The following is a 25,205-nucleotide window of genomic DNA, read 5'->3' as shown; positions in this document are numbered from 1 at the left end:
GTCTCCATGCTGCTGACGCTGTTTGCTTTCATTCTGGCCCTGGGCCTGCTGGTCACGTTCCACGAGCTGGGCCATTACTGGGTTGCTCGCCGTTGCGGGGTGCGCATCCTGCGGTTTTCCGTGGGGTTCGGACCGATTTTGCTGCGGCGCCTCGACCGGCGCGGCACGGAATGGGCGCTCTCGGCTATCCCCTTGGGCGGCTACGTCAAGATGTTGGACGAGGCCCCGCCCGGGGCGGATGCCGCCACGCAGCAGGCCGCATTCAATACGCAACCGCTTGCTCGCCGGGTGGCGGTCGTCGCCGCTGGCCCGATCGCCAATCTGCTGCTGGCCGCCGTCATCTACACAGCTTTGGGCATGTGGGGCGCCCAGGAGCCGGCAGCTATCCTGGCCAGCCCTGCGGCAGAGACGCCGGCGGCCCAGGCAGGCCTGCAGGCAGGTGATCGCTTGGCTGCCGTCAATGGTCAGGCTGTAGCCTCCTGGACTCAGGCGCGCTGGCAATTGCTGGAGCCGCTGGCCGAAGGCGGACGGGTGACGCTGCTGGTGCAGGCTCCCGGCGGGGCGGATCGCCAGGCGACGCTGCAGGTGGCCGCGCATGCTTTTGGCCCGGACGGCCCTGACCCCCTGACACAGGCAGGCTTGGCTCTGCAGGCGCCTCAGGCGGTCATCGGGACCTTGAGCACCGACGGGGCCGCTCAGCAGTCCGGGCTGCAGCCCGGTGACGTCATTCTGGCGGCGGGGGGGCAGGCGCAGCCATCCGTCCAGGCATTCGTACAGATCGTGCAACAGCATGCCGGCCAGCCGCTATCCCTTCAAATCGAACGGCAATCTGCTGTGCTGGACGTGAGCCTGACGCCGATTCCGGTCACCGAGGCCGGGCAGACCATCGGACGGATCGGCGCCCTGGTGGAAGGGCGCCAGCCCCTGGTGCTGGTGCGCCTGAGGCCGTTGGACAGCCTGTGGTCGGGGGTACGCCGCACCTGGGAGACGAGCCTTTTCACCGTCCGCATGATGGGCCGCATGGTGGTGGGCGCCGTGTCATGGCGCAATATCAGCGGACCGGTCACGATTGCCGAGTATGCCGGCCAGACAGCGCGGATCGGACTGGAAGCCTATCTGCACTTTCTGGCGCTGATCAGCATCAGCATCGGCGTATTGAATCTGCTGCCTATTCCCATGCTGGATGGCGGCCATTTGCTCTTTTATCTGCTCGAGGCATTGCGTGGCGGGCGTCCAGTATCCGAACGTGTCCGCGATCTGGGATCGCGGGTCGGCATGAGCCTGGTATTCGGTCTGATGTTTCTTGCCTTATTCAATGATTTTTCGCGGCTTTTCAGGTGATCGGATTGTGACTTACAATCGCGCATCACTTATCCCATGTCCCTGCTACGGCTGAAAAGGATTGCCAGGATGTCGTCTCTCCGGAACTCTCGTCTCATCAAGCGTGCCATACCCGTGGTGCTGGCTGCTTTGCTGGCACCGGCCGTGGCCGCTGCCTTTACACCGTTTGTCGTGCGCGACATCCAGGTTCAAGGCATCGAACGGGTGGATCCGGGCACGATCTTTACCTATCTGCCCGTCAAGATCGGCCAAACCTTTACCGAAGAAGAAGCCGCCAGCGCTATTCAAAAGCTCTATGGCACCGGGTTCTTCAGCGACGTCAAGATCGATTCCCGCTCCGACGTGCTGGTGGTTTCCGTCAAGGAACGCCCGACCATTGCGTCGATCAACTTCAATGGCATGCGTGAATTCGATGTCAAGGCGCTGACGAAATCCCTGTCCCAGGTCGGTTTCGGCCAAGGGCGGATTTTCGATCAGGCCATGTTGGACCGCGCGGTCTTTGAACTGAAGCAGCAGTACCTCTCCAAGGGCAAATACGGCGTGCAGGTCAGCCCCGTCATCACCCCGCTGCCGCGCAATCGCGTGGGGGTCAGCTTCGATATCTTCGAGGGCGAGGTTGCGACCATCGCCAAGATCGAATTCATCGGCAACAAGGCTTTCTCTGCCGGCACCCTGGAAGACCAGCTGGAGCTGACCACGGGCGGCTTCATGACCTGGTACACAGGTACCAACAAATATTCGCGCGAAAAGCTCGAAGGCGATGCCGAGCGCATCCGTTCTTACTACCTGGATCGCGGCTACCTGGAATTTTCCATGGAACCGCCGCAGGTCACGATTTCGCCGGATCGCAAGAACATCTACATCACCATGACGGTGCACGAAGGCGAACCCTACAAGCTGGGTCAAGTCGATCTGGCTGGTGATCTGCTGGGCCTGGAAGACAAGCTCAAACCGCTGGTGACCGTCGCGGAAGGCGAAACCTTCTCAGCGGAAAAGACCAATGCGGTGGCCAAATCCATCACCGATTACCTGGGGTCGCTGGGCTATGCCTTTGCCAACGTCAATCCCAACCCGGCGCTGGATCATGACGCGCACGTCGCCAAGCTGACTTTCTACGTCGATCCTGGTCGCCGCGTCTATGTGCGCCGGATCAATGTCGGCGGCAACACCCGTACCCGCGACGAAGTGGTGCGCCGTGAAATGCGCCAGCAGGAAGCCGCCTGGTATGACTCTTCCAGCATCAAGACGTCCAAGGATCGCGTTGACCGTCTGGGGTATTTCAGCGAGGTTGATGTCAAGACCGATCCGGTGCCGGGTTCCCCCGACGAGGTCGACGTCAATGTGGATGTCAAGGAAAAGCCCACCGGCATGATCAATCTGGGCGTGGGCTACGGCACCACGGACAAATTGATGCTGTCGGCCGGTATCAGCCAGGACAACGTCTTCGGCAGCGGTAATTCCCTGTCGCTGAACGTCAATACCAGCAAGACCAACCGGGCGGCCGTGCTGTCGCATACCAATCCCTACTGGACGCAGGACGGCATCAGCAAAACCACTTCGCTGTACTACCGCCGCACGACGCCGTATGACGTGGCCGACAGCGGTTCGCTGGGCTGGTATACAGTCGAATCGATGGGGCTGGGCCTGAATTTCGGGGTGCCGATTTCCGAAGTCGACCGCGTCTTTGCCGGCGTGACCTTCGAGCGCAATTCGCTCAAGGACATCAACCGCTATGGCACGAACCCCGCTCCGTTGGCGTATCAGAATTTTGTCGATCAGTACGGCGACACCACCAACGCCGGCATCTTCAGCCTGGGCTGGGCCAAGGACACCCGCGATAGCGCTCTGGCGCCGCATCGGGGCAGTTACACCCGCGTGTCGACCGATCTGTCGACCATGGATCTGCGCTACTACAAACTGTCCGGTCAGCAGCAGTACTACCTGCCGCTGGGCCGCGCTTTCACCCTGGCCTTCAACGGCCAGGTGGATTGGGCCAAGACCTACGGCAGCAGCGGCAAGGCCTTCCCGGTGATCAAAAACATGTATGCCGGCGGCATCGGTTCGGTGCGCGGCTACGAAGGCTCGTCACTGGGACCGCGCGATACGTTGACCGACACCTATCTGGGCGGCTCGAAGCGCATCGTGGGCAATATACAGCTGTACCTGCCTTTCCCCGGGGCGACACGTGATCGCACACTGCGCTGGTTCATGTTCACCGACGCGGGCCAGGTATCGACCACGGATGGTTCCGGTTGCGCCAATGGGCAGTATGGGCAGGTCGCGGATCCTTGCGGCTGGAAATATGCCGCCGGTCTGGGCCTGTCCTGGGAATCGCCGTTAGGTCCCCTGCAGCTGTCCTTTGGCCGGGCGCTGAACGCCAAAGAAGGCGATCAGAAACAAGTATTCCAATTCCAGATCGGTACAGGTTTCTGATTCCGATCGTTTAATGGCACAATAGTTCCTTTTTATCGCAGCGTTGATCGCAGGTGGTTTTGTCATCATGATTCTTTCAGGTTTGAATGTTTCAACTGTGGCGCAACGCGCCATGTCCAGTCATCGCGCCTTGGTCGTGGCTGCTGCGATCGGGCTGGGTGCGCTGTTTGTCGCACCTGCGTATGCCCAGACGACCAAGATCGGATTCGTCAGCACCGAACGCATCCTGCGGGACTCCAAGCCCGCCAAGGCGGCTCAGGCCAAAATCGAGGCCGAATTCAAGAAGCGCGATCAGGATCTGCAAAAACTATCCGACAGCCTGCGCGCACAAGCGCAACAGCTGGACAAGGACGCCCCCGTGCTGTCTGAAGCCGAACGCGTCAAGCGCCAACGTCAGCTGCAGGACATGGATTCCGATCTGCAGCGCAAGCGCCGCGAATTCCAGGAAGACTTCAACCGCCGCCGCAACGAGGAATTCTCCTCGATCGTGGAAAAAGCCGATGCCGCGATCAAGAAAATCGCCGAGCAGCAGAGCTATGACCTGATCATCCAGGACGCCGTGACGGTCAGCCCGCGCGTGGACATCACCGATCAGGTCATCAAGGCGCTGGGCGGTTAATTTCCAATGCCGGTGTTGCTTGCGCCCCAGCGGGCTCCTGCGCTGTCACAGCTCTTGCAGGCTGCCGACTCGGTCGGGCTGGGATGCAGCATCACCGAGTCGGCGCAGGCGGATACGCTGCGCATTGCCGGGATTGGCTCCTTGAACACGGCCGGTCCGGCTGAAATCAGTTTTTTGTCCAACCCGCGCTTGCAGAGCCAATTGGCTCAATGCCAGGCGGCAGCTGTGATTCTGCGGCCTCAGGATTGGACGGCATTTCAGGCTCAGCACCCCGAACCGCCCGTCTGGGCGGCGGTATTGTGCAGCCAACCGTACCTGATGTATGCCTTGCTCGCGCAGTGGTTCGACCGGCACCGTCTGGCCGATTTGCCGCAGGGCATCCATCCCAGCGCCGTCGTGGCCGATGATGCGGTCCTGGAAGCCGGTGTCCACATCGGCCCCCTGGCCGTGATCGAGTCACGAACCCGCATCGGGGCGGGCTCCCGCGTCGGCGCCGGCTGCGTGATCGGGCCGGACTGCACCATCGGGCGTGACAGCCTGCTGCATGCCCATGTGACCCTTTATCATGGGGTCCAGGTGGGCGCCCGTGCGATCCTGCATGCCGGTGTCGTGCTGGGCGCGGATGGCTTCGGTTTTGCCCCAGACCCCAGGACATCGGGCGCCTGGGCGAAAATCGCCCAGCTGGGCGGGGTGCGGATCGGTGATGACGTCGAGATCGGCGCCAATACCACGGTGGACCGCGGCGCTGTCGAAGACACCGTGCTGGGCAACGGGGTCAAACTCGATAACCAGATCATGATCGGTCATAATTGCCGCATCGGGGATCACACCGCCATGGCAGCCTGCGTGGGGGTGGCCGGCTCCACCGTCATGGGCCAGCGCTGCGTCATCGGAGGAGCGGCCATGTTCGGCGGGCACCTGACACTCGGGGACGACGTGCATATTTCCGGCGGCACGGCGGTGACGTCCGATATCCTCAAGGCCGGCCGCTATACCGGGGTCTTCCCGGTGGCCGAGCATGGCACGTGGCAACATAATGCAGCGGTCATCGGCCAGTTGGCACAATTGCGTAAACGCGTCCGCGCGACAGAGCGGCAAGCGGCCAGCCCGGCTGAACCGATGAATAACAAGCAGGACACATAAGAATGGAACTCGATATCAAAGACATCATGGAACGGTTGCCGCACCGGCAGCCGATGCTGCTCGTGGACCGCGTCCTGGAAATGGACCCGGGCAAGAGCATTGTCGCCATCAAAAATGTCACCTATAACGAACCGTTTTTTCAGGGGCATTTTGCGCATCACCCTGTCATGCCGGGCGTGCTGATCATCGAAGCCCTGGCCCAGGCCGCCGCGCTGTTTTCCTTTGCCGATGCAGGGGCGCCCAATCTGGCCAGCACGAAAATTGCCTACTACCTGGTGGGTGTCGACGGTGCGCGTTTCCGCCGCCCGGTGGTGCCGGGCGATCAGCTGCGCATGGAAGTCTCGGCCGACAAGCTCAGCCGGTCGATTTGCAAATATACGGCCGTGGCCAAGGTCGGCGACCAGATTGCGGCGGAAGCCAAGATCATGTGCGCGGTGCGCATCCTGGAAGAATAATGGCGGCGGGACAGATTCATCCGACGGCGCTGATTGCGCCAGGAGCTGTGCTTCATGACACCGTCAGCGTCGGCCCCTACAGCATCATCGGCGAACATGTCCGGATCGGGGCAGGGACGCAGGTCGGCCCGCATTGCGTGATCGATGGGCATACCACGATCGGACCCGACAATCATTTTTACCGGTTCTGCTCGATCGGCGGCATTCCCCAGGACAAGAAATATCGCGGAGAACCCACGACGCTGGATATCGGCGCCGGCAACACCTTTCGCGAATACGTGACGGTCAATACCGGCACCGTGCAGGATGTGGGCGCCACCCGGTTAGGTGACGACAACTGGATCATGGCCTATGTGCACATTGCGCATGATTGCCAGTTGGGCAACCACATCGTGATCTCCAACAGCGTCCAGCTGGGCGGGCACATCCATATCGGCGATTGGGCGATCGTGGGCGGCCTGTCGGCCATCCATCAGTTCGTCCGTATCGGGGCGCACGCCATGATCGGCGGCACCAGTTCGGTGCGCCAGGATGTCCCGCCTTACATGATCGGTGCGGGGGATTCCTTCCGCCCGGTCGGCATCAATTCCGAAGGTTTAGGCCGTCGCGGCTTCACACCCGCCGATTTGCTGGTTCTGAAAGAAGCCTACAAGATCCTGTACCGGCGTCAACTCGACATCGAACAGGCCATCCAGGCCCTGGCGGTCCTGCAGGCCGATCATCCGGCCGAGGCGCCGGCGGTCCAGACCTTGCTGGATTTCCTGCGGGCGTCCAGCCGAGGCATCGCACGGCCGTGAACCGTGTCGCCGTCCTGATTCACCTCTGGGCGAGCAGCCCGAGCGCCAGAGGCCCGCAGTAATGACAGGTGGCATCCGTGCTGCCATCGTTGCCGGCGAACCCTCTGGCGACCTGCTGGCTGCCCGCATGATCCGAGGCTTGCTGGCGCGTGATCCTGCCGCTGTGACGGCTGGCATCGGCGGGCCGGCCATGGCGCGCACCGGCTTTCAGGCCTGGCACCCCATGGATGCGCTATCAGTCTTTGGCTATGTGGATGCCTTGCGGCAAGCGCCACGGCTGCTCCGCACCTGGCGCGATACGCGTCAGCGGGTCCTGACCCAACGTCCTGACGTTTTCGTCGGCGTGGACGCGCCGGATTTCAATCTGCGCCTGGAAGAAAAAGTGCGGGCGGCCGGTATTCCCACCGTGCATTTCGTCGGACCTTCCATCTGGGCCTGGCGGTTCGAACGCATTCATCAGATTCGCCGTGCCGTGTCGCACATGCTGGTGCTGTTTCCCTTCGAAGTTGATCTTTACCGCGAACAGGGCGTGCCGGTGACCTATGTCGGTCATCCTTTGGCCGAGCTGATCCCCCAGCAGCCGGATCGTGCGGCGGCCCGGGCTTTGTTGGGGCTGGACGCTACGGCCCGCGTCCTGGCGCTGATGCCAGGCAGCAGGGAATCTGAATTGCGTTTGCTGGCCCCCCGGTTTTTGCAGGCGGCCCAGATCCTGCGCCGGCAGGATCCCGATCTGCAGATCGTCGTACCCGTCGTCAATGCTGCACGGCGGGCTCAGTTCGAAGCCCTCCTGGCCCAGCATCCGGTGCCGGGCTGTCGCGTGCTGGGCGTCTTGCCCGATGCGCCACTTGCCCAGGCGCGCGCCGATGGCCTGGACTCGCGCGAATGGCCGATCGCCTGGCATGCGATGGAAGCCGCCGACGCCGTGCTGGTGGCCAGCGGCACCGCCACGCTCGAGGCTGCTTTATTCAAACGGCCTCTGGTGATTTCCTATGTCATCAGCCCCTGGATGCGGCGCATCATGGCCTGGAAATCCGGTCAACAAGCGCCCAGCCTGCCTTGGGTGGGCCTGCCCAATATTCTGGAAAGAGAGTTTGTCGTCCCCGAGCTGCTGCAGGAAGCCGCCACGCCCGAAGGACTGGCCGAGCAGACCTGGACGGCATTGACGGACCGCAATCACGGCGACCGGGTGGCACAGCGGTTTTCCGCCCTGCACGCCACCCTGAGCCGCGACACGCCGGGGCTGGCTGCCCAGGCCATTTTGGAAGTCTGCCATGGCCGTGCAAGCTGATCTGTTCGCCTCGACGAAGCCCTCTGCGGACTGGATCGCCGGGGTGGATGAGGCGGGCAGAGGTCCTCTGGCAGGTCCCGTCTTTGCCGCTGCTGTGATTCTGGACCCCGACCGGCCCATCGAGGGCCTGGATGATTCCAAGAAGCTCAGCGCCAGGCGGCGGGAGGCGTTGGCCGTGCAGATACGGGAACGAGCCCTGGCCTGGGCGATTACCCAGGCGGACGTCGACACCATCGACCGGCTGAACATCCTGCAGGCGACCTTGCTGGCGATGCGCCAGGCCTGCGACGGCCTGTCGCGTGCGCCCCAGCTGATCCTGGTGGACGGCAATCGCCTGCCGGACGGCTTGCCTTGTCCTGCCCGTGCGGTCATCGGCGGGGATGCATTGGAGCCGGCCATCTCCGCCGCCTCGATTCTGGCCAAGACCGCCCGCGATGCCTGCTGCCAGGACTTGCACAAGCAATACCCCTGCTATGCCTTCGATCAGCACAAAGGATATGGCACGGCCTTGCATCTGGCCCGCCTGCTGCAGCACGGCCCTTGTCCGGCGCACCGGCGCAGCTTTGCCCCGGTCCGGCGGCTGTTGCAGGGGGTTCAGGAATGACGTCCATCGTGCCCGTGCGGCATATCGCTTCGCGCGACAACCCCGACTATCGGTTCTGGCTGCGTCTGGCCCAAGGCCGGTCGGCGCATCTTGAAAGCCGTATTCTCCTGGAAGGCGAGCATCTGTGCCGCGCCTGGCTGGAACATCATGGGCTGCCGCAGGCGCTGATCGTCAGCGAGGCCATCCAGGCGCAATCCCCGGGCTGGATCAAGCCGCTTTGGCGGAATTGCGAATCCACCCGCCGCATCGTGCTCGAGGATCATCTGGCGCGCGGCCTGTCCCAGGTGGAGCATGGCCCGGCCATTTTCTTCCTGGTCGAGCCGCCCGTGGCCGTGCTGCCGGATCGCATCACGCAAGCCTGCCTGTGGCTGGACCGCGTGCAGGACCCCGGCAATCTGGGGACGCTGTTGCGCACGGCCGCCGCCGCCGGCTTGAAGGCGGCTTTTCTATCCCTGGGATGCGCTGCGGCCTGGTCGCCCAAGGTCCTGCGCAGCGGGCAGGGCGCGCATTTCGCCTTGCAGATTTACGAACGTGCGGATCTGCTGGCACTGCACAGCCGCCTGTACGTGCCGCTGGCCGCCACCACCCTGGAACGGGCGCAGTCCTTGTACCGGCAGGATTTGCGCCAGCCCTGCGCCTGGCTGTTTGGCAATGAGGGGCGGGGAGTGGCGCCGGATCTGTTGAACATCGCCGACTGGCGAGTACATATCCCGCAGTCAGCCGATGTCGAGTCCTTGAACGTGGCGGCGGCAGCAGCCGTCTGCCTGTTCGAGCAGCGCCGGCAGCAGCTGGTTTAGCGCCCGGTCTGGATGACGTCCGGCAGACGCTAATAGGTCGTGCGGTCCAGACCGACTTCATCGAGGATCTTGGTGGAGATTTCCTCGATGGAGCGCGTCGTGGTCGACAGCCAAGGGATGTTTTCCATGCGCATCAGACGTTCTGCATCGGCGATTTCCTGGCGGCATTGCTTCAGGGACGCATAGGTGCTGTTGGGACGGCGCTCGTTGCGGACTTCGGCCAGGCGTTCCGGCTGGATCGACAGGCCGAACAGTTTGCGCCGGAAGGGCAGCAGCGTGGCGGGCAGGGCGCCGCGATCGAAGTCCTCGGGGATCAGGGGGTAGTTGGCGGCCTTGACCGCGTACTGCATGGCCAGGTACAGGCTGGTGGGAGTCTTGCCGCAGCGCGATACCCCCACCAGGATGACGTCAGCTTGTTCCAGCCCCTGGATATACTGGCCGTCATCGTGGGCCAGACTGAAATTGATGGCTTCGATGCGGTTGTTGTATTGTTTCGACAGCCCGTTGGTGTGCGACCGGCCGACCGAGCGGCTGGATTTGACGCCCAGGACGCTTTCCAGATGCTGCACAAAGGCGCCGAACAGATCCAGAAAAATGCAGGGGGCCTTGCGGATGCGCTCGGCGATGTCGGAATCGACCAGGGTGCTGAACACCAGAGGCGGCGGGCCTCCCTGATCCGCACGCTGGGTGATGCGCCGGGCGGCGGCGTCGGCCTTTTCGATTGAATCGATGAAGGGCAGGCGCACCGCCTGAAAGGCGATTTCCTCGAATTGCGACAGGACCGCGTGACTGAAGGTCTCGGCGGTGATCCCGGTACTGTCCGAGACGATGAATACGGGGCGTTCAGTGACGGGATCGATCATGGATGTTGAACCACCAGGCCTTAGAAACGGTACAATCCGCGAAGATTACCAGTCACCTGATGGTCAGGCAAGGCTGGTTTGCCAGACGCATGCGATCCACTCGTTGGCGTGCGTCGGGCAAACACGCTTTTTCTATCTCAAAGGTGACACCATGTCTTACGTTGTATCGTTCGAGCAGCTCCGCATGTCGGATGTGGACTCGGTAGGGGGTAAGAACGCTTCTCTCGGTGAAATGATCAGCCAGCTGGCCGGCGCAGGGGTTCGGGTGCCGGGCGGCTTTGCAACCACCGCAGACGCTTTTCGCGATTTCCTGAAATCCACCGGGCTGGACGCCCGCATCAAGACGCGTCTGGACACTCTGGACGCCGACGACGTGCGCGAATTGGTCGCCGCCGGAGCAGAAATCCGCCAGTGGGTGATCGACACGCCGTTTCCGGCTGCTTTCGAGCAGGCGATCCGAAGCGCCTTTGCGCAGTTGGATGCCGATGGCAAGGGCTCGTTTGCCGTGCGTTCGTCGGCGACCGCCGAAGACCTGCCCGATGCGTCTTTTGCGGGTCAGCAGGAAACCTACCTGAACGTGGTCGGCATCGACGATGTGCTGGAAAAAATCCGCCACGTCTTTGCATCCCTGTACAACGATCGCGCGATCTCCTATCGCGTCCACAAGGGCTACGCGCATGCCGAGGTCGCCCTGTCGGCCGGCATCCAGCGCATGGTGCGTTCGGACAAGGGCAGCGCGGGCGTGATGTTCACCCTGGACACCGAATCGGGCTTCAAGGACGTGGTCTTTGTGACCTCGTCCTACGGCCTGGGCGAAACCGTGGTGCAGGGCGCCGTCAATCCCGACGAATTCTATGTCTTCAAGCCCACGCTGGCGGCGGGCCACTACCCCATCATCAGCCGGCGCATCGGCTCGAAGCTGATCAAGATGGAATTCGACGAGCAGCGGGTGTCCGGCCATGCCGTGCGCACGGTGGAAGTCCCCGCGTCGGAGCGCAACCGCTATTCCCTGACCGATGACGAAATCATCGAATTGGCGCAGTACGCCACCATCATCGAAAAGCACTATCAGCGCCCCATGGACATCGAATGGGGGCGTGACGGCGTGGACGGCAAGCTCTATATCCTGCAGGCGCGTCCGGAAACCGTGAAATCCCAACAGGGTCACCACGATGTCCAGGAACGCTACCGCCTGAAGGCCACCGGCGAGGTCCTGGTGCGCGGCCGTGCCATCGGCCAGAAGATCGGTTCCGGCACGGTGCGTGTCGTGGCGGATGCATCCGAAATGGACAAGGTCCGGCTGGGCGACATTCTGGTGACGGACATGACCGACCCTAACTGGGAGCCGGTCATGAAGCTGGCCTCGGCCATCGTCACCAACCGGGGCGGGCGCACCTGCCACGCTGCCATCATCGCCCGTGAACTGGGGATTCCGGCGGTGGTCGGCTGCGCCGATGCCACCGACGTGCTGGGCAATGGCCGCGAGGTCACGGTGTCCTGCGCCGAAGGCGACGAGGGCCACATCTACGATGGCCTGATCGAAACCGAAATCGAGGAAGTCCGCTGGGGCGAGATGCCCGACATCGGCCTGAAGGTCATGATGAACGTCGGCAATCCGCAGCTGGCTTTCGACTTTTCCCAGATTCCCAATGGCGGCGTGGGGCTGGCCCGCCTGGAATTCATCATCAACAACAATATCAACGTGCACCCCAAGGCGATTCTGGACTACCCGAACGTGGACAGCGACCTGAAAAAGGCCGTCGAATCTGCGGCCCGGGGCTACGCCAGCCCGCGCGCCTTTTTCGTCGAAAAACTGGCCGAAGGCATTGCCACCATCGGTTCAGCTTTCTACCCCAAGCCCGTGATCGTGCGCCTGTCGGACTTCAAGTCCAATGAATATCGCAAGCTGGTGGGCGGTTCGCGCTACGAGCCCGAGGAAGAAAATCCCATGCTGGGCTTCCGGGGCGCCTCGCGCTACATTTCCGACGACTTCGCCGAGTGCTTCCGCATGGAATGCGAAGCCCTGAAGAAAGTGCGCGACGAAATGGGCCTGGTCAATGTCGAAATCATGGTGCCTTTCGTGCGTACGCTGAAACAAGCCGAACGCGTGGTCGAGCTGCTGGCCTTGCATGGCCTGAAGCGCGGTGAAAACGGTTTGCGCCTGATCATGATGTGCGAAGTCCCCACCAATGCTATCCTGGCCGACGAATTCCTGCAGTATTTCGACGGTTTTTCGATCGGTTCCAACGACATGACCCAACTGACCCTGGGCCTGGACCGCGATTCGGGCATGGAGCTGCTGGCCGCCGACTTCGACGAACGCGACCCCGCCGTGCAATTCATGCTGCGCCGTGCCATCCAGGCGTGCCTGAAGGCCGGTAAATACGTCGGCATCTGCGGCCAAGGCCCCAGCGACCACCCGGATCTGGCCCAGTGGCTGCGAGACGAGGGCATCCTGTCCATGTCCTTGAATCCGGATACGGTCGTCGATACTTGGCAACGTCTGGCTGATACCAAGAAAGTCGCTGCCTGATAGGATAGGGCGGGCGCATACAGCGCCCGCCTGTTGCACGACCGAAAGCCCCGGCGCTTAACTGCCGGGGCTTTTTCATGGGCGGTACACTAAGGCCATGCCATTGTCTGTCGAGACCCCCGCCATGCCGTTTCATGCGCTGCTTTCATCCCCCTTGGGCGACATCCTGCTGACGGCGGGCGATCATGGTCTGACGGGCCTGTACTTTACCGATCAGCGGGATTGCCCTCAGCTGCCTGGATTGGCGCCCGTCTCCGACATTGTGTCGCAGCCGTCTGCCGGCACAGTAGGGGGGAAGGCAGCGCGTACCTTGAAGGCTGTCCGGGCAGATACCGCCGCTGAAGGCGAACTGTTCGCCCGGAATGATGCCTGGTCAAAGACCGGCGCCCTGCAGGAGGGGCAGGCAGCAGCCTTGCGCCCTTTGCAAGCCGATACGCCTGCGGGCATCCTGGCGGTTCTGGAACAGACGCGCCAGGAGCTGGACGAATACTGGCATGGCAAGCGCCAGGTGTTCGACATGCCGCTGGACCCTCAAGGCACCCGCTTTCAGAAACAGGTCTGGCAGGCATTGTTGGCCGTGCCTTGCGGCGCCACGCTGTCTTACGGAGAGCTGGGTCAGCAAGCCGGCCTGGGCGCCGGACACGGCAGGGCCGTCGGGACTGCGGTGGGCAGCAATCCGATCAGCATCATCATTCCCTGCCACCGCATCCTGGCTCGTAATGGAACGCTGAATGGCTACGGCGGCGGCCTGAGCCGCAAGGCGCGGCTGCTGGAAATAGAAGGGTTCCGCATCCGGGCATGATGCGCCTTGGCCGAAAAGCAGGCGGCGCCACAAGGCGCCCTGATTCAGTCTTTGCGTTCCTGCCGGGTGTCGTGTTTCATCAGGCGTTCTTTTTCTCGCGCCCAATCCTTGTCGCGCTGAGTATCGCGCTTGTCGTGCAGTTTCTTTCCGCGTCCCAGGCCAAAGTCCAGTTTGATGCGCCCGCCCTTGTAATGCAGATTCAGCGGCACCAGGGCGTAGCCGCGTTGTTCGACCTTGCCGATCAGTTTGCTGATTTCCTGGGCGTGCAGCAGCAGCTTGCGCGTGCGGGTAGCGTTGGGGTGGATGTGGGTGGAGGCAGTGGGCAAGGGGCTGATGTGCATGCCCAGGATCCACAGCGCGCCATCGCGCACGATGACGTAGGCTTCTTTCAGCTGGACGTGGCCGGCACGGATGGCCTTGACTTCCCAGCCTTCCAGGACCAGTCCGGCTTCGAAGCGCTCCTCGATGAAGTAATCGTGGGTGGCTTTGCGGTTATCTACAATACTCATGAATCCGGTCTTTCCCGAAAAGGGCGCTGGCGCTGATAAAATCCCCTCATTCTAGCCTAAGCCCCTGTCTTGCTGATGCATTCCATTCAACGCTCCGTCCTCGTCCCTTATCGCTGCGAACAGATGTTTGATCTGGTGGCCGACGTTGCGCGTTATCCGGAATTCATGCCTTGGTGCGGCGGGTCGACGGTGCAGTGGGAAAATGAACAGGGCATGCAGGCCACCGTGCAGATTCATTTTGCGGGTATTCGCCAGAGCTTCACCACGCGCAACGAGCATGACTATCCGAACAGAATCGTCTTTCATCTGGTGGATGGGCCCTTTTCCAATCTGACCGGGCACTGGGCGTTCCAGGCGCTGGGCGAAGACGGTTGCAAGGTCCTCTACACCATGGAATATGATTTTTCCAGCCGCGCCCTGTCCGCCGTGATCGGCCCGGTATTCAATCGCATTGCCACCAGTTTCATTGATTCCTTCACACAGCGCGCCCACGCGGTTTACGGGGATTGACGTGCGTGTATTCCTGGCTTTTGCCGCGCCGACGCGCCTGTGGCGTTGTGCGCTGGATGTGCCCGAAGGCACAACCGCCGCACAGGCTTTGGCCCTGAGCCGATTTGACCAGGAATTTCCCGAATTCACCGACCGGTCTTTGGCCATGGGCGTCTATGGCGAACGCTGCGAGCCGCAGCGCGTGCTGCATGAAGGCGATCGCGTAGAACTGTGCCGCCCGCTGGTTTTTGATCCCCTGGAATCCCGTCGTCGCCGGGCGACGCACCGCCGGGGCGCGGGTAAGCAGTCAAAATAGACGCAGCAGCTTGCGCTTAGCCGCAGGCGATTTAGGTGCGTAGCGACAAAATCGCAGATAAAGGTATTCTCTACCCATGTTCATTGCCAGACAAGCAGGAGATGTCATGAAAGCTATTGGGTATCGTCATCCGGGGCCTATCGACCAACAGGATGCGTTGATGGATATCGAGTTGGATCGCCCAAGCCCGACAGGCTGCGATCTGCTGGTAGAAATCGCAGCCGTTTCCGTCAATCCGGTGGACACCAAAGTGCGCGCCAGCACCGGACCTCAGGGAGAAGAATGGAAAGTGCTGGGTTGGGATGCGGCGGGACGCGTCGTGGCGGCCGGTCCGCAGGCCAGCCGGTTCAAGCCGGGCGACGAGGTCTTTTACGCGGGGTCTCTGGCGCGGCCAGGAACCAATAGCGAATTCCATCTGGTCGATGAGCGGATCGTCGGACACAAGCCTGCGACGCTGGACAATGCCCAGGCTGCCGCCTTGCCCCTGACGGCGATCACCGCCTGGGAAATGCTGTTTGACCGCCTGGCCGTGCGCCAGCCGGTTCCCGGTGCGGCGAATGCCATTCTGATCATCGGCGGCGCAGGCGGAGTGGGGTCGATTGCGATCCAGCTGCTGAAGGCGCTGACCGACTTGACCGTGATCGCCACCGCATCCCGCCCTGAAACCCAGGATTGGGTGCGGTCTCTGGGGGCCGATCATGTCGTGGACCATCGCCAGCCGCTGGCCGGGCAGGTGGCCGCTTTGGGGGTGGGCAACCCCGCCTTTGTGTTTTCGACGACGGCGACCGGGCAGCACTTTGCAGAGGTGGTGGAACTCATCGCCCCGCAGGGGCGCTTCGGACTGATCGATGATCCGGGCGCTTTGGACATCAGGGATTTCAAGCGCAAGTCCGTGTCCATCCACTGGGAGTTCATGTTCACCCGCCCTGTATTTGGCACGGCGGATATCAGTGAGCAGGGGCGTTTGCTGGATGAGGTGGCCCGCTTGGTTGATGCGGGCCGTCTCCGCAGCACCTTGAATCAGCGTCTGCATCCCATCAATGCCGCGAATCTGAAGCAGGCGCATACGCTGTTGGAAAGCGGTCGCGCCTGCGGCAAGATCGTGCTGGAGGGTTTCTGAGTCGCCGCAGATTGTCGCCCGCCTGACAGCCATGGCGCTCAGGCTGATCTAAGGTTGCCCGGACAGAACGGACATCCACGCCAAGTGCTACAGTAAGCTTGCGACGCAGTGGCCGGCCTTGATCAGGCTGCGCCATGTCGGATGACGCCACCCGCGTCCCGCGACCGTGACGACTATAAATCCGGAGACATGCACCATGGATTTTCGCCTCAGCGAAGAACAACAGGCCTTTGCACAGGCTGCCCGCGAATTCGCCCAAGGGGAATTGGCCCCCTATGCGGCGCAATGGGACGAAGAACACATCTTTCCGCGCACGGCTTTCGCCAAGGCCGGCGAACTGGGGTTTTGCGCCATGTACGCCCCCGAGTCCATCGGCGGCTTGGGTCTGCCCCGATTGGATGCCACCTTGGTATTCGAGGAAATGGCGGCGGTGGATCCATCCACTGCAGCCTTCATCACGATCCACAATATGGCCACCTGGATGGTCGGCAGCTGGGCGCAGCCGGCGGTGCGCGATCTGTGGGGGCCGCTCTTGGCCAGCGGCGAAAAACTGGCGTCCTACTGTCTGACCGAACCCGGCGCGGGTTCGGATGCAGCCTCGCTGATCACCAGCGCCCGCCGCGAGGGCGATCATTATGTGCTGAACGGCGCCAAAGCCTTTATTTCCGGCGCCGGCGACACGGACGTGCTGGTCGTGATGGCCCGCACGGGCGGTGAGGGCGCACGCGGTATTTCCGCCCTGGTCGTGCCGGCCGACAGCGCTGGCATCACCTATGGCCGCAAGGAAAACAAAATGGGCTGGAACAGCCAGTCCACGCGCCCCATCACCTTCGAGAACGTGCAGGTGCCGGTGGAAAACCGCCTGGGCGAAGAGGGCGAGGGGTTCAAGTTCGCCATGAAAGGCCTGGATGGCGGGCGCATCAATATCGCCACCTGCTCGGTGGGGGCGGCGCAAGGCGCTTACGAGGCCGCCCGCCGCTACATGGGCGAGCGCCGCCAGTTTGGCCGGCCGCTGGCAGATTTTCAGGCCCTGCAGTTCAAACTGGCCGATCTGCTGACCCATATCGTCGCTTCCCGCCAGATGGTGCGTCTAGCTGCCGCAAAACTGGACGAGGGCGATCCTCAGGCGGGCGCCTACTGCGCGATGGCTAAACGCTTCGCAACGGATCTATGCTTTCAGGCGTGCCTGGATGCACAGCAGATCCATGGCGGCTACGGCTATCTGAAAGACTATCCGCTGGAACGACTGGTACGCGACACCCGCGTGCACCAGATCCTGGAAGGCACAAACGAAATCATGCGCGTCATTGTGTCGCGCCATATCCTGACTCAAGAGGCCGACCTGAGATGAGCGCCGCCGACGCTTCCGTTTCTGATACCGATACCGACCCAGCACCAGAACCTGTGCTGTTCCAGGAAATATCCAGCCGCAACGGCGGCCGGATCGGCCTGGTGACGCTCAATAGCCCTCAGACCCTCAATGGCCTGTCTTTGGCCATGTGCCGGCTGCTGGATGATCGCCTGCGGGATTGGGCGGATGACAGCCGGATTGTCGCCATCGTGCTGCGCGGGGCGGGCGAAAAGGCCTTTTGCGCCGGCGGCGATCTGCAGGCGCTCTATCGCAGCATGCTGGACAGCCCGTCCGATGACGCCTGGTCCAATGTCCATGCCCGCAGCTTCTTTGAAACCGAATATCGCCTGGATTATCAGATCCACCGCTATGCCAAACCCGTGTTGTGCTGGGGCAGCGGTATCGTGATGGGCGGCGGTGTCGGATTGATGCTGGGGGCCAGCCACCGTCTGGTCACCGAGACCACCCGGTTTGCCATGCCGGAAGTCACGATCGGTCTGTATCCCGATGTGGCGGGGACCTGGATGCTGAGCCGCCTGCCGCGCGGCATCGGCGAATTCCTGGCTTTTACCGGCGCTCAGCTGGGGGCCAGTGACTGCCTGCACTATGGCTTGGCTGACCGGGTCTGCGCCGCTGACGGTTTCGATGCCTTGATGGAAGCATTGAGCGCGACCGATTGGTCAAGCGATGCCGCCAACCATGCCGCGCAGGTGGATGGCGTCCTGGATGGCGTCCAGGCGCCGGCGCCGGAACCCGGCCCCTTGCAACGTCATGCCGCTGTGATCCGGCAGGCCTGCGCCCGGACGGATCTGCTACAGATCGGGGCGGCCATCACCCATTGGAAGCGTCACACGGATCCCTGGCTGTCGCGTGCGGCCACCACCTTTGCGGCGGGATCGCCCGGTTCCGTTCGGCTCAGCCATACCTTGCTGGCTCGCGCCCGCTATCTGTCTCTGGCCGACACCTTCCGTATGGAATACATCGCCTCGCTGCATTGCTGCGCCGGGCAGGATTTCCGCGAGGGCATCCGGGCTTTGCTGATCGACAAGGACAAATCCCCGCGCTGGCGGCCTGCCTCGCTAGAGCAAGCGACGGCGGATTGGGTGCGCCGATTTCTGGCGCAGCCCTGGCCGGCCGGCCAGGAACATCCGCTGGCCGATCTTAGGGGCTGATGGATTCATCGCACCGATACATACAATAATCTCAAGGAGACAGCTATGAGCAGCACGATTGGTTTCATCGGTCTGGGTCACATGGGCGGCCCGATGGCGCAGAATCTGTTGAAGGCCGGCCATACCCTGAAGGTCTTCGATCTGGTCCCCGCGGCATTGCGGGCGGCGACCCAGGCGGGCGCGACGGCAGTGGCGTCCGCCGCCGAGGCAGCGACCGGTGTCGATCTGGTCGTCAGCATGCTGCCAGCCAGCCGCCATGTCGAAGGCCTGTATCTGGGCGATCAGGGCTTGTTGGGCGTGATTGCCAAAGGCACCTTGGTCTTGGAATGCAGCACGATCGCGCCGGAATCAGCCCGCAAGGTCTCCAAGGCGGCGGCAGAACGCGGCATCCGTATGCTGGATGCGCCGGTGTCCGGGGGCACCGGCGGCGCGATAGCCGGCACGCTGACCTTCATCGTCGGGGGGGCAGCAGCGGATCTGGAAGCCGCCATGCCCTATCTGCAGGCCATGGGCAAGAACATCTTTCATGCCGGCGACGCCGGGGCGGGGCAGGTGGCGAAGATCTGCAACAACATGCTGCTGGGCATCCAGATGGCCGGTACGGCGGAAGCCTTGGCTTTGGGCGTGGCCAATGGCCTGGACCCCAAGACCTTGTCGGACATCATCGCCAAGAGCTCGGGGCGCAATTGGGCAACCGAACTGTACAACCCCTGGCCGGGCGTCATGAGCCAAGCGCCGGCCTCGCATGACTACGAGGGCGGCTTCGGCGTGGATCTGATGCTGAAAGACCTGGGGCTGGCGGCGGAAGCATCCATGCAGGCTCGCGCCACGACTCCGCTGGGGGAACTGGCCCGCAATCTATATGCTTTGCACAGCACCCAAGGCCATGGCAAGCTGGATTTTTCCAGCATCCTGAAGCTTTACCACCAGCCGCGCAAATAAGGCAGCCAGTGGCGCCAGGGGTGGCGATCAGGCCGGGGACGGCGGGTCGTCCAGCCCTTGCGGCGCTTGCAGGGTCAGCACCGGTCCGTCCGGCGCCGTCACGGCATACTGCGTGGCGGGCCAGTCGGACAGCGTGATTTCGGCGGCAGCATACAAGTGTTCCTGCCATATGACGGCTTCGATCAGGCGTCCTACCGGACGACCGGCATCCCCGCCCGCAGCATACAGGTCCCCGACGGCAGCGGGCGCAGGCAGATCTATGGGCCAAGGCGCGATGCCGGTCGCCATCCGGCGCTTGACTGTGCCCCGGTAATGGCTGCGGGCGACGACTTCCTGGCCGGGGTAGCAGCCTTTTTTGAAATCGATGCTGCCGTTCAGGTCCATGTCCAGGGCGCTGGGCAGGAATATATCCTGGCTGGCTGCCCGGATCCAGGGCCAGCCGCTGATCAGGCCGGCGGCCCGCCAAGCGGCCGATCCGGCATCGGCGGCAGCGTGTACATCTGCAGGCGGTTCAGCAGATGCTTGGTCTGGGATGCGCCAGGCGGCGGGCATGTCGTCGCGCGTGTGCGTCGCCAGGATCCAGGTATCTCCGGCCAGGGGGCGGCGAGACCAAGCCGGCAGGCCATGCAGCGCGGCGGGTACTGCGGATGCCCCGCACACCCCGAAAACGGGGCGAGCGTCGTCCAGCGTCAGCGTGACCTTCGCCCGCAAGACAAACATGCGCAGGCGGCGCAGCAGCCCTTCGGCCAGGTCGCGAGAGACCATCAGGTCCAGCGTTTGCGGTGCCGGCGACCAGAGGATGCCATTGGCCAGCAGACGGCCTTGCGCTGTGCAATAGCCGGCGGGCCGGGCCTGGTCATCGGGCAGGTCCCGGACGGCGTTGCTCAGCTGTCCATGCAGGAATTCAGCCGCGTCCGGCCCCGTGAGACGGATGACGGCCTGTTCGGGCAAGCGCCATTGGCCTTCGACACCATATGCGTTCATGATCAACCATGCGAAACAAATCAAGAGAAGCTGTCATCATAGCGGCCCGTCCGCCGTCCACCAAACCAAGACCTTATTTTTCGGATGCCTTTGGCGCCGCATTTTCCGGCTCGGCGCCCCGCAGAGGTGGAACATCCGGAAATCTGGCGAGCCGATCCCTCGGGTAAACTGGCGTCCATGAAAAAATTACTGCGACTGTCCGTCTGGCTGCTGATTGCATGCCTGGCTTTGATCGGCGCCGGTATCGGCGGCGCGGCCTGGTGGGGCTGGCAGCGGCCCGTCCCCATGAACGCGCCGGTCGTGGACTATCTGATCGACACGGGCAGCACGCCGCGCCAGATCGCTCAGGCCATGCAGACGGCTGGCATTGATGTCGACCCTCTCGCGTTTGTCTGGCTGGCCCGTCTCAGCGGCCGCGACAAGCTGCTGAAGGCCGGCGCCTACGAGGCTCGGGCAGGGGACACGCCCTGGCTGCTGCTGGAACGCATGGCCAATGGCGATATGACCCAGGTGCGCCTGACCTTTCCCGAGGGTTGGACCTTTGCTCAGATGCGGGCAGCCCTGGATGCAGACCCGCAAGTGCGCCACGACACTCAGGGCATGGACGAAGCCGCCATCGCCGGCAAACTGGCTGTGGAACAGACCTCATTGGAAGGCCTGTTCTATCCGGATACCTATGTGTTCACCCCGGGATCTTCCGATCTGGATATTCTGCGCCGCGCCGATCAGGCCAGCCGCCAGACGCTGGAGCGCCTATGGGCGCAACGGGATCGGGATCTGCCCCTGGAAACGCCTTACCAAGCGCTGATTCTGGCCTCGATCGTTGAAAAGGAAACCGGCCATGGCAGCGATCGCGCCCGCATCGCGGGGGTCTTCATCAACCGCCTGCGCATCGGCATGCCGCTGCAGACCGACCCCACCGTCATCTACGGCATGGGCGAGCGCTATCAGGGCCGCTTGCGCAAAAAGGACCTGGAACAGGATACGCCTTGGAACACGTACACTCGAGCAGGCCTGCCGCCCACGCCCATCGCCAATCCCGGCAAGGCAGCGCTGATGGCCGCCCTGCATCCGGAACGGCATGATTATCTGTATTTTGTCTCTCGGGGCGACGGCACCAGCGAGTTTTCCAGGAACCTGTCGGCGCATAATCGAGCCGTCGGCAAATATATTCTGAAGCGGAATTGATCTCTATGGCGCAGCGCGGCTGCTTTATCACGCTCGAAGGCCTGGACGGGGCCGGCAAAAGCACGCATGCGGGCTGGATGGCCGATTGGCTGCGCCAGGCCGGCATTGATCTGCTGGAAACCCGTGAACCGGGCGGCACCCCGCTGGGCGAACAGCTGCGTACGCTGGTGCTGCATCAGCCCATGGATCTGCGCACCGAGACCCTGTTGATGTTCGCGGCACGCAATGAACACTGGCGCACCCGTATTCAACCGGCGCTGGAGCGCGGCCAATGGGTGCTGTGCGACCGCTATACGGACGCTTCGTTTGCCTATCAAGGCGGCGGCCGGGAACTGGGGGCGCCTGCCATCCGGCTCCTGGAAGACTGGGTGCAGCAAGGACAAGGGCCGGATTGCACATTCCTGTTCGACGTGCCGCTGGAAACCGCCCGCGCCCGCCTGCAGCAGGGCAGGGAGGCCGCCGACCGCTTCGAGCAGGAAGGTGCAGCGTTTTTCGAGCGCACCCGCGTGGCTTACCATGCCCGTGTGGCAGAAAATCCCGCACGATTTCATGTCATCGACGCGCGGGACAGCATCCCAGGCATCCGGGTGCATCTGGAATCCGCTTTGCGGAGCCTTTTGCGGGCCCATGGCGATCCTGCGCATCGCGCGGCGGACACGGCATGACGCCATTCGATTTCCTGCCTTGGCAGCAGCCCCTGGCCCGCAGTTGGCTGGCGGACCGTGAACGTTTTGCGCATGCCTGGCTGATTCATGGTCTGCCAGGCATCGGCCAGCAGGAGTTCGCCGCCGCCGGGGCGGCCAGCCTTCTGTGCGAATCCCCGCAATCCGGCCTGGCCTGTGGCCAGTGCCAAGCCTGCCGCTGGGTTCAGGCGGGCAATCATCCTGATTTGCGCCGTATCCGTCCCGACGCGGTCGCCGCCCAGGAGGGCGCCGCCGAAGACAGCGACGAAGCCGGCGGCGGCAAAAAGCAGCCCTCGCGCGACATTCGCATCGAGCAGATCCGCAGCCTGCTGCCCTGGTTCAATACGGCCACCCATCGCGGCGGCTGGCGGGTGGCGCTGCTGTATCCCGCAGAATCATTGAATACCATCGCCGCCAATGCGCTGCTGAAAGTCCTGGAAGAGCCCCCGGCTCACACGGTTTTTCTGCTGGTTGCCCAGGCGCCTGACCGGCTGCTGCCCACCTTGGTGTCGCGCTGCCGACGCTTGCCCCTGCCGGCGCCTGATACCGCCCAGGCCTTGGCCTGGCTGCAAGCACAGGACGTGGATCAAGCCGTCACACGGCTGGCGGCAGCAGGAGGCGCACCCCTGTTGGCGCTGCAGCAGGCCAGGGCGCAGCAGCCGGCCAGCCCTGCCTGGCTGGAGCAATTTCTGGCATTGGCGGGTAGCGACAGAGCGTCAGCGCCTTTAGCGGATGCTCTGACCGCACTGGATCCGGCCCTCTGGCTGGATGGCTTTCAGCGCCTCTGGCTGGATCTGAGCCTGGCGGTGCACGGGCTGCCAGCGCGGTACTATCCTGAACAGGATGCCAGCATCCGGCGCATCGCCGGTGCGGTGGATGCCGGGGCCTTGGCCCAGGCTGGCCAATGGCTGCGAGACCAGCGCCGTTTGGCCCAGCACCCTTTGAATCCCAAATTGCTGAGCGACCATGCCGCCCAGCGACTGCTGCACGCCGTGCGTCCTATGGCCGGCGGCCGTCGATCCTGACTATCTGACCCCTATGTACGTCGATTCCCACTGCCATCTGAATTTCCCCGACCTGCAGGCGCAATTGCCCGATGTGCTGGCCCGGATGCAAACCAACCAAGTCGGCCATGCGCTGGTGGTCAGCGTCAATCTGCGCGACTGGCCGGGCTTGATGGCATTGGTCGAAGCCCATCCCCATCTGCATGCCTCGGTCGGTGTGCACCCGGATAACGATGCCGAGGACGATGATGCCGCCGAGCCTACGCTGGACGACCTGTTGACCAGGGCAGCGCACCCCAAGGTCGTGGCCATCGGCGAAACCGGGCTGGATTATTACCGCTTGACGGAACCGCTGGATTGGCAGCGGGACCGTTTTCGCATCCATATCCGGGCCGCCCGGCAGACAGGCTTGCCCCTGATCATTCATACCCGATCGGCAGCGGACGACACGATCCGTCTGATGCGCGAGGAACAGGCCGACTGCGGCGTGATGCATTGCTTCACCGAATCGTGGGAAGTGGCGCAGGCGGCGCTGGATCTGGGGTTTTATATTTCCTTTTCCGGCATCGTGACCTTCAAGAACGCGGTGGCGCTGCAGGATGTGGCGCGCAAGACGCCGCTGGATCGCATGCTGATCGAGACCGATTCCCCATACCTGGCGCCGGTGCCGTATCGGGGCAAACTCAATGATCCGTCCAAAGTCATCCATGTGGCGGAAAAAATCGCCGAATTGCGCGGCGTGCCGGTTTCCATCATCGAACAGGCCACGACGGACAACTACTTCACGCTCTTTCATAAAATCACGGCCTAGCGGCACGAGACGCCCGGGCCGTGCCCGGTGGATCAGCCGGCGCTTGCCCGCCATTCGGACACTTTTTGCTGGAGGTCATCCACCATGTCGTTTGATCGAGAAACGTCATCATCCTGGATAGTCGCTCACCGGACACAGGTCCGGTTCCTGTCAGGCTGGCGCATGCCGGGATCATGGCTGCTCATGCTTGTGCTGGCCGGTGTGCTGTGCGCGTCGGCGGCTCAGGCGCAAAAGGCGCCCACATCGGATTGGTGGTCGGCCATCCGCCGCGATGATGTGTCCGCCGTCCAGGGCATGCTGCTGCGGGGTACGGACCCTGCCGCTCTCAATCAACTGGGCAACCCGGCCCTGACACAGGCGGCTCGCGATCAGTCCTGGCGCGTCTTTGACGTGTTGAAGATCGCCCCCGGCGTGAAAGTCGATCAGCCCAACGCGCGCGATGAAACCGCGCTGATGTACCTGTCCATTCTGGGGCAAACCGACCGGGCGGCCGCCCTGATCCAGGCCGGCGCTCAGGTCAATCGCCTGGGATGGACGCCCCTGCATTATGCGGCGTCCAAGGCCCAGGTCGAGATGGCCAGTCTGCTGATCGACTGGGGCGCCATCGTCAACGCGCCGGGACCGGACGGGACGACGCCGCTGATGATGGCTGCCCTGTCAGGCAAGCCGGCCATGGTGCAGCTGCTGCTGTCGCATGGCGCAGACTCCACCATGTTCAATGCAGCGCATGAAACGGCGGCCGCCTGGGCGCTCAAGCGCAACCATACGGCGCTGGCCGCCCAGTTGGAAACCCTGGCGGCTCAGGTCACGCAACGCCGCCATGGTCCCGCCTCAAGCGATCCGGCTGCAGCGGCGCCCGCTGCGGTCGCCCAGCAGCCCGCCCCGAAAGCGGCGGGCGAAGAGTCCTCGTTCTCGCGCTATTTCGATCTGAACCGCTTCGAGGACGCGCAGTGATGCCGGC

25 protein-coding genes are annotated in these 25,205 nt (G+C 63.1%); 22 read left to right on the top strand and 3 right to left on the bottom strand.

What is annotated here, in order from left to right:
- Positions 1 to 6: 6 nt before the first annotated feature.
- The 9 genes from rseP (at position 7) to VDP79_RS07020 (ending at position 9,477) form a co-directional block, all read left to right on the top strand.
- Positions 7 to 1,341, top strand: coding sequence for an RIP metalloprotease RseP (gene rseP / locus VDP79_RS07060; protein WP_323017505.1), 1,335 nt, complete (start codon positions 7 to 9; stop codon positions 1,339 to 1,341).
- A 69-nt stretch (positions 1,342 to 1,410) separates the two neighbouring features.
- Positions 1,411 to 3,774, top strand: a complete 2,364-nt coding sequence (gene bamA / locus VDP79_RS07055) for an outer membrane protein assembly factor BamA (RefSeq protein WP_323017504.1) — start codon at positions 1,411 to 1,413, stop codon at positions 3,772 to 3,774.
- 112 nt (positions 3,775 to 3,886) lie between these two features.
- Entirely contained in the window at positions 3,887 to 4,393 is a 507-nt protein-coding gene (locus VDP79_RS07050; protein WP_323017503.1) for an OmpH family outer membrane protein, read from the top strand.
- A 6-nt stretch (positions 4,394 to 4,399) separates the two neighbouring features.
- Positions 4,400 to 5,536 carry a UDP-3-O-(3-hydroxymyristoyl)glucosamine N-acyltransferase gene (gene lpxD / locus VDP79_RS07045; protein WP_323017502.1) on the top strand — a complete coding sequence of 379 codons (1,137 nt, stop codon included), beginning with the start codon at positions 4,400 to 4,402 and terminating at the stop codon, positions 5,534 to 5,536.
- 2 nt (positions 5,537 to 5,538) lie between these two features.
- A complete protein-coding gene (gene fabZ, locus VDP79_RS07040; RefSeq protein WP_291768721.1) occupies positions 5,539 to 5,991 on the top strand; it encodes a 3-hydroxyacyl-ACP dehydratase FabZ in 453 nt (150 codons plus the stop codon).
- Positions 5,991 to 6,788: an acyl-ACP--UDP-N-acetylglucosamine O-acyltransferase gene (lpxA, locus tag VDP79_RS07035; RefSeq protein ID WP_323017501.1), complete on the top strand. Its 798-nt coding sequence runs from the start codon at positions 5,991 to 5,993 to the stop codon at positions 6,786 to 6,788. Before fabZ ends, lpxA begins: the two co-directional genes overlap by 1 nt.
- A 61-nt stretch (positions 6,789 to 6,849) precedes the next feature.
- Positions 6,850 to 8,076, top strand: a complete 1,227-nt coding sequence (gene lpxB / locus VDP79_RS07030) for a lipid-A-disaccharide synthase (protein ID WP_323017500.1) — start codon at positions 6,850 to 6,852, stop codon at positions 8,074 to 8,076.
- Positions 8,060 to 8,680, top strand: a complete 621-nt coding sequence (gene rnhB / locus VDP79_RS07025; RefSeq protein ID WP_323017499.1) for a ribonuclease HII — start codon at positions 8,060 to 8,062, stop codon at positions 8,678 to 8,680. Before lpxB ends, rnhB begins: the two co-directional genes overlap by 17 nt.
- A gap of 14 nt (positions 8,681 to 8,694) precedes the next feature.
- Positions 8,695 to 9,477 (top strand): RNA methyltransferase, encoded by a 783-nt coding sequence (locus VDP79_RS07020; RefSeq protein WP_323017595.1) that lies wholly within the window; start codon positions 8,695 to 8,697, stop codon positions 9,475 to 9,477.
- 29 nt (positions 9,478 to 9,506) lie between these two features.
- Here the strand turns inward: VDP79_RS07020 and VDP79_RS07015 are convergent, their stop codons facing one another.
- Positions 9,507 to 10,340, bottom strand: a complete 834-nt coding sequence (locus VDP79_RS07015) for a pyruvate, water dikinase regulatory protein (protein WP_323017498.1) — start codon at positions 10,338 to 10,340, stop codon at positions 9,507 to 9,509.
- A 151-nt stretch (positions 10,341 to 10,491) separates the two neighbouring features.
- On the opposite strand from VDP79_RS07015, the gene ppsA reads away from it, so the two are divergent.
- Both ppsA and VDP79_RS07005 read left to right on the top strand, forming a co-directional pair.
- On the top strand, positions 10,492 to 12,873 hold the full coding sequence (ppsA, locus tag VDP79_RS07010) for a phosphoenolpyruvate synthase (protein ID WP_323017497.1): 2,382 nt from the start codon (positions 10,492 to 10,494) through the stop codon (positions 12,871 to 12,873).
- Positions 12,874 to 12,970: 97 nt separating this feature from the next.
- Positions 12,971 to 13,675 carry a methylated-DNA--[protein]-cysteine S-methyltransferase gene (locus VDP79_RS07005; RefSeq protein WP_323017496.1) on the top strand — a complete coding sequence of 235 codons (705 nt, stop codon included), beginning with the start codon at positions 12,971 to 12,973 and terminating at the stop codon, positions 13,673 to 13,675.
- 44 nt (positions 13,676 to 13,719) lie between these two features.
- Here VDP79_RS07005 and smpB read toward each other — a convergent pair whose 3' ends face one another.
- On the bottom strand, positions 13,720 to 14,184 hold the full coding sequence (gene smpB / locus VDP79_RS07000) for an SsrA-binding protein SmpB (protein WP_323017495.1): 465 nt from the start codon (positions 14,182 to 14,184) through the stop codon (positions 13,720 to 13,722).
- A 75-nt stretch (positions 14,185 to 14,259) separates the two neighbouring features.
- Between smpB and VDP79_RS06995 the strand changes: the two genes are divergently transcribed.
- The 6 genes from VDP79_RS06995 (at position 14,260) to mmsB (ending at position 19,574) form a co-directional block, all read left to right on the top strand.
- Positions 14,260 to 14,694, top strand: a complete 435-nt coding sequence (locus tag VDP79_RS06995) for a type II toxin-antitoxin system RatA family toxin (RefSeq protein ID WP_323017494.1) — start codon at positions 14,260 to 14,262, stop codon at positions 14,692 to 14,694.
- Position 14,695: 1 nt separating this feature from the next.
- Positions 14,696 to 14,989: an RnfH family protein gene (locus VDP79_RS06990; protein ID WP_323017493.1), complete on the top strand. Its 294-nt coding sequence runs from the start codon at positions 14,696 to 14,698 to the stop codon at positions 14,987 to 14,989.
- A 106-nt stretch (positions 14,990 to 15,095) separates the two neighbouring features.
- The gene (locus VDP79_RS06985; protein ID WP_323017492.1) at positions 15,096 to 16,109 is read left to right on the top strand and encodes a zinc-binding alcohol dehydrogenase family protein; all 1,014 of its coding nucleotides are present in this window, start codon (positions 15,096 to 15,098) and stop codon (positions 16,107 to 16,109) included.
- Positions 16,110 to 16,305: 196 nt separating this feature from the next.
- Entirely contained in the window at positions 16,306 to 17,460 is a 1,155-nt protein-coding gene (locus VDP79_RS06980) for an acyl-CoA dehydrogenase family protein (RefSeq protein ID WP_323017491.1), read from the top strand.
- The gene (locus VDP79_RS06975) at positions 17,457 to 18,632 is read left to right on the top strand and encodes an enoyl-CoA hydratase/isomerase family protein (protein WP_323017490.1); all 1,176 of its coding nucleotides are present in this window, start codon (positions 17,457 to 17,459) and stop codon (positions 18,630 to 18,632) included. The genes VDP79_RS06980 and VDP79_RS06975 overlap by 4 nt, the downstream gene beginning before the upstream one ends.
- Positions 18,633 to 18,677: 45 nt before the next feature.
- Positions 18,678 to 19,574 carry a 3-hydroxyisobutyrate dehydrogenase gene (gene mmsB / locus VDP79_RS06970; protein ID WP_323017489.1) on the top strand — a complete coding sequence of 299 codons (897 nt, stop codon included), beginning with the start codon at positions 18,678 to 18,680 and terminating at the stop codon, positions 19,572 to 19,574.
- Between the two features lie 27 nt (positions 19,575 to 19,601).
- On the opposite strand, the gene VDP79_RS06965 is transcribed toward mmsB, so the two are convergent.
- The gene (locus tag VDP79_RS06965; protein WP_323017488.1) at positions 19,602 to 20,558 is read right to left on the bottom strand and encodes a folate-binding protein; all 957 of its coding nucleotides are present in this window, start codon (positions 20,556 to 20,558) and stop codon (positions 19,602 to 19,604) included.
- Positions 20,559 to 20,735: 177 nt separating this feature from the next.
- Here VDP79_RS06965 and mltG point away from each other — a divergent pair, with 177 nt between their 5' ends.
- The 5 genes from mltG to VDP79_RS06940 all read left to right on the top strand — a co-directional run bounded on the left by mltG (position 20,736) and on the right by VDP79_RS06940 (position 25,198).
- The gene (gene mltG, locus VDP79_RS06960; protein WP_323017487.1) at positions 20,736 to 21,746 is read left to right on the top strand and encodes an endolytic transglycosylase MltG; all 1,011 of its coding nucleotides are present in this window, start codon (positions 20,736 to 20,738) and stop codon (positions 21,744 to 21,746) included.
- 5 nt (positions 21,747 to 21,751) lie between these two features.
- Positions 21,752 to 22,411 carry a dTMP kinase gene (tmk, locus tag VDP79_RS06955; RefSeq protein WP_323017486.1) on the top strand — a complete coding sequence of 220 codons (660 nt, stop codon included), beginning with the start codon at positions 21,752 to 21,754 and terminating at the stop codon, positions 22,409 to 22,411.
- Positions 22,408 to 23,454 carry a DNA polymerase III subunit delta' gene (gene holB, locus VDP79_RS06950; RefSeq protein ID WP_323017485.1) on the top strand — a complete coding sequence of 349 codons (1,047 nt, stop codon included), beginning with the start codon at positions 22,408 to 22,410 and terminating at the stop codon, positions 23,452 to 23,454. The genes tmk and holB overlap by 4 nt, the downstream gene beginning before the upstream one ends.
- A gap of 13 nt (positions 23,455 to 23,467) precedes the next feature.
- Entirely contained in the window at positions 23,468 to 24,244 is a 777-nt protein-coding gene (locus VDP79_RS06945) for a TatD family hydrolase (RefSeq protein ID WP_323017594.1), read from the top strand.
- 84 nt (positions 24,245 to 24,328) lie between these two features.
- Positions 24,329 to 25,198 carry an ankyrin repeat domain-containing protein gene (locus VDP79_RS06940; RefSeq protein ID WP_323017484.1) on the top strand — a complete coding sequence of 290 codons (870 nt, stop codon included), beginning with the start codon at positions 24,329 to 24,331 and terminating at the stop codon, positions 25,196 to 25,198.
- Positions 25,199 to 25,205: the final 7 nt, after the last annotated feature.

The organism is Castellaniella sp., from assembly GCF_034675905.1.
GTDB lineage: Bacteria > Pseudomonadota > Gammaproteobacteria > Burkholderiales > Burkholderiaceae_B > Castellaniella.
The sequence above is the reverse complement of the archived record's forward strand: the minus strand, read 5'-3'. Positions and strand labels throughout refer to the sequence as shown.

What these genes read in the sequence shown, in the direction of transcription:
- lpxA (WP_323017501.1), top strand. Translation starts at nt 5,991, where the DNA reads ATGGCGGCGGGACAGATTCATCCGACGGCGCTGATTGCGCCAGGAGCT.
- mltG (WP_323017487.1), top strand. Translation starts at nt 20,736, where the DNA reads ATGAAAAAATTACTGCGACTGTCCGTCTGGCTGCTGATTGCATGCCTG.
- bamA (WP_323017504.1), top strand. Translation starts at nt 1,411, where the DNA reads ATGTCGTCTCTCCGGAACTCTCGTCTCATCAAGCGTGCCATACCCGTG.
- rnhB (WP_323017499.1), top strand. Translation starts at nt 8,060, where the DNA reads ATGGCCGTGCAAGCTGATCTGTTCGCCTCGACGAAGCCCTCTGCGGAC.
- VDP79_RS06940 (WP_323017484.1), top strand. Translation starts at nt 24,329, where the DNA reads ATGTCGTTTGATCGAGAAACGTCATCATCCTGGATAGTCGCTCACCGG.
- mmsB (WP_323017489.1), top strand. Translation starts at nt 18,678, where the DNA reads ATGAGCAGCACGATTGGTTTCATCGGTCTGGGTCACATGGGCGGCCCG.
- VDP79_RS06965 (WP_323017488.1), bottom strand. Translation starts at nt 20,558, where the DNA reads ATGAACGCATATGGTGTCGAAGGCCAATGGCGCTTGCCCGAACAGGCC.
- VDP79_RS07005 (WP_323017496.1), top strand. Translation starts at nt 12,971, where the DNA reads ATGCCATTGTCTGTCGAGACCCCCGCCATGCCGTTTCATGCGCTGCTT.
- VDP79_RS07050 (WP_323017503.1), top strand. Translation starts at nt 3,887, where the DNA reads ATGTCCAGTCATCGCGCCTTGGTCGTGGCTGCTGCGATCGGGCTGGGT.
- fabZ (WP_291768721.1), top strand. Translation starts at nt 5,539, where the DNA reads ATGGAACTCGATATCAAAGACATCATGGAACGGTTGCCGCACCGGCAG.
- VDP79_RS06980 (WP_323017491.1), top strand. Translation starts at nt 16,306, where the DNA reads ATGGATTTTCGCCTCAGCGAAGAACAACAGGCCTTTGCACAGGCTGCC.
- VDP79_RS07015 (WP_323017498.1), bottom strand. Translation starts at nt 10,340, where the DNA reads ATGATCGATCCCGTCACTGAACGCCCCGTATTCATCGTCTCGGACAGT.
- holB (WP_323017485.1), top strand. Translation starts at nt 22,408, where the DNA reads ATGACGCCATTCGATTTCCTGCCTTGGCAGCAGCCCCTGGCCCGCAGT.
- VDP79_RS06995 (WP_323017494.1), top strand. Translation starts at nt 14,260, where the DNA reads ATGCATTCCATTCAACGCTCCGTCCTCGTCCCTTATCGCTGCGAACAG.
- ppsA (WP_323017497.1), top strand. Translation starts at nt 10,492, where the DNA reads ATGTCTTACGTTGTATCGTTCGAGCAGCTCCGCATGTCGGATGTGGAC.
- lpxB (WP_323017500.1), top strand. Translation starts at nt 6,850, where the DNA reads ATGACAGGTGGCATCCGTGCTGCCATCGTTGCCGGCGAACCCTCTGGC.
- VDP79_RS06945 (WP_323017594.1), top strand. Translation starts at nt 23,468, where the DNA reads ATGTACGTCGATTCCCACTGCCATCTGAATTTCCCCGACCTGCAGGCG.
- lpxD (WP_323017502.1), top strand. Translation starts at nt 4,400, where the DNA reads ATGCCGGTGTTGCTTGCGCCCCAGCGGGCTCCTGCGCTGTCACAGCTC.
- VDP79_RS06985 (WP_323017492.1), top strand. Translation starts at nt 15,096, where the DNA reads ATGAAAGCTATTGGGTATCGTCATCCGGGGCCTATCGACCAACAGGAT.
- tmk (WP_323017486.1), top strand. Translation starts at nt 21,752, where the DNA reads ATGGCGCAGCGCGGCTGCTTTATCACGCTCGAAGGCCTGGACGGGGCC.
- rseP (WP_323017505.1), top strand. Translation starts at nt 7, where the DNA reads ATGCTGCTGACGCTGTTTGCTTTCATTCTGGCCCTGGGCCTGCTGGTC.
- smpB (WP_323017495.1), bottom strand. Translation starts at nt 14,184, where the DNA reads ATGAGTATTGTAGATAACCGCAAAGCCACCCACGATTACTTCATCGAG.
- VDP79_RS06975 (WP_323017490.1), top strand. Translation starts at nt 17,457, where the DNA reads ATGAGCGCCGCCGACGCTTCCGTTTCTGATACCGATACCGACCCAGCA.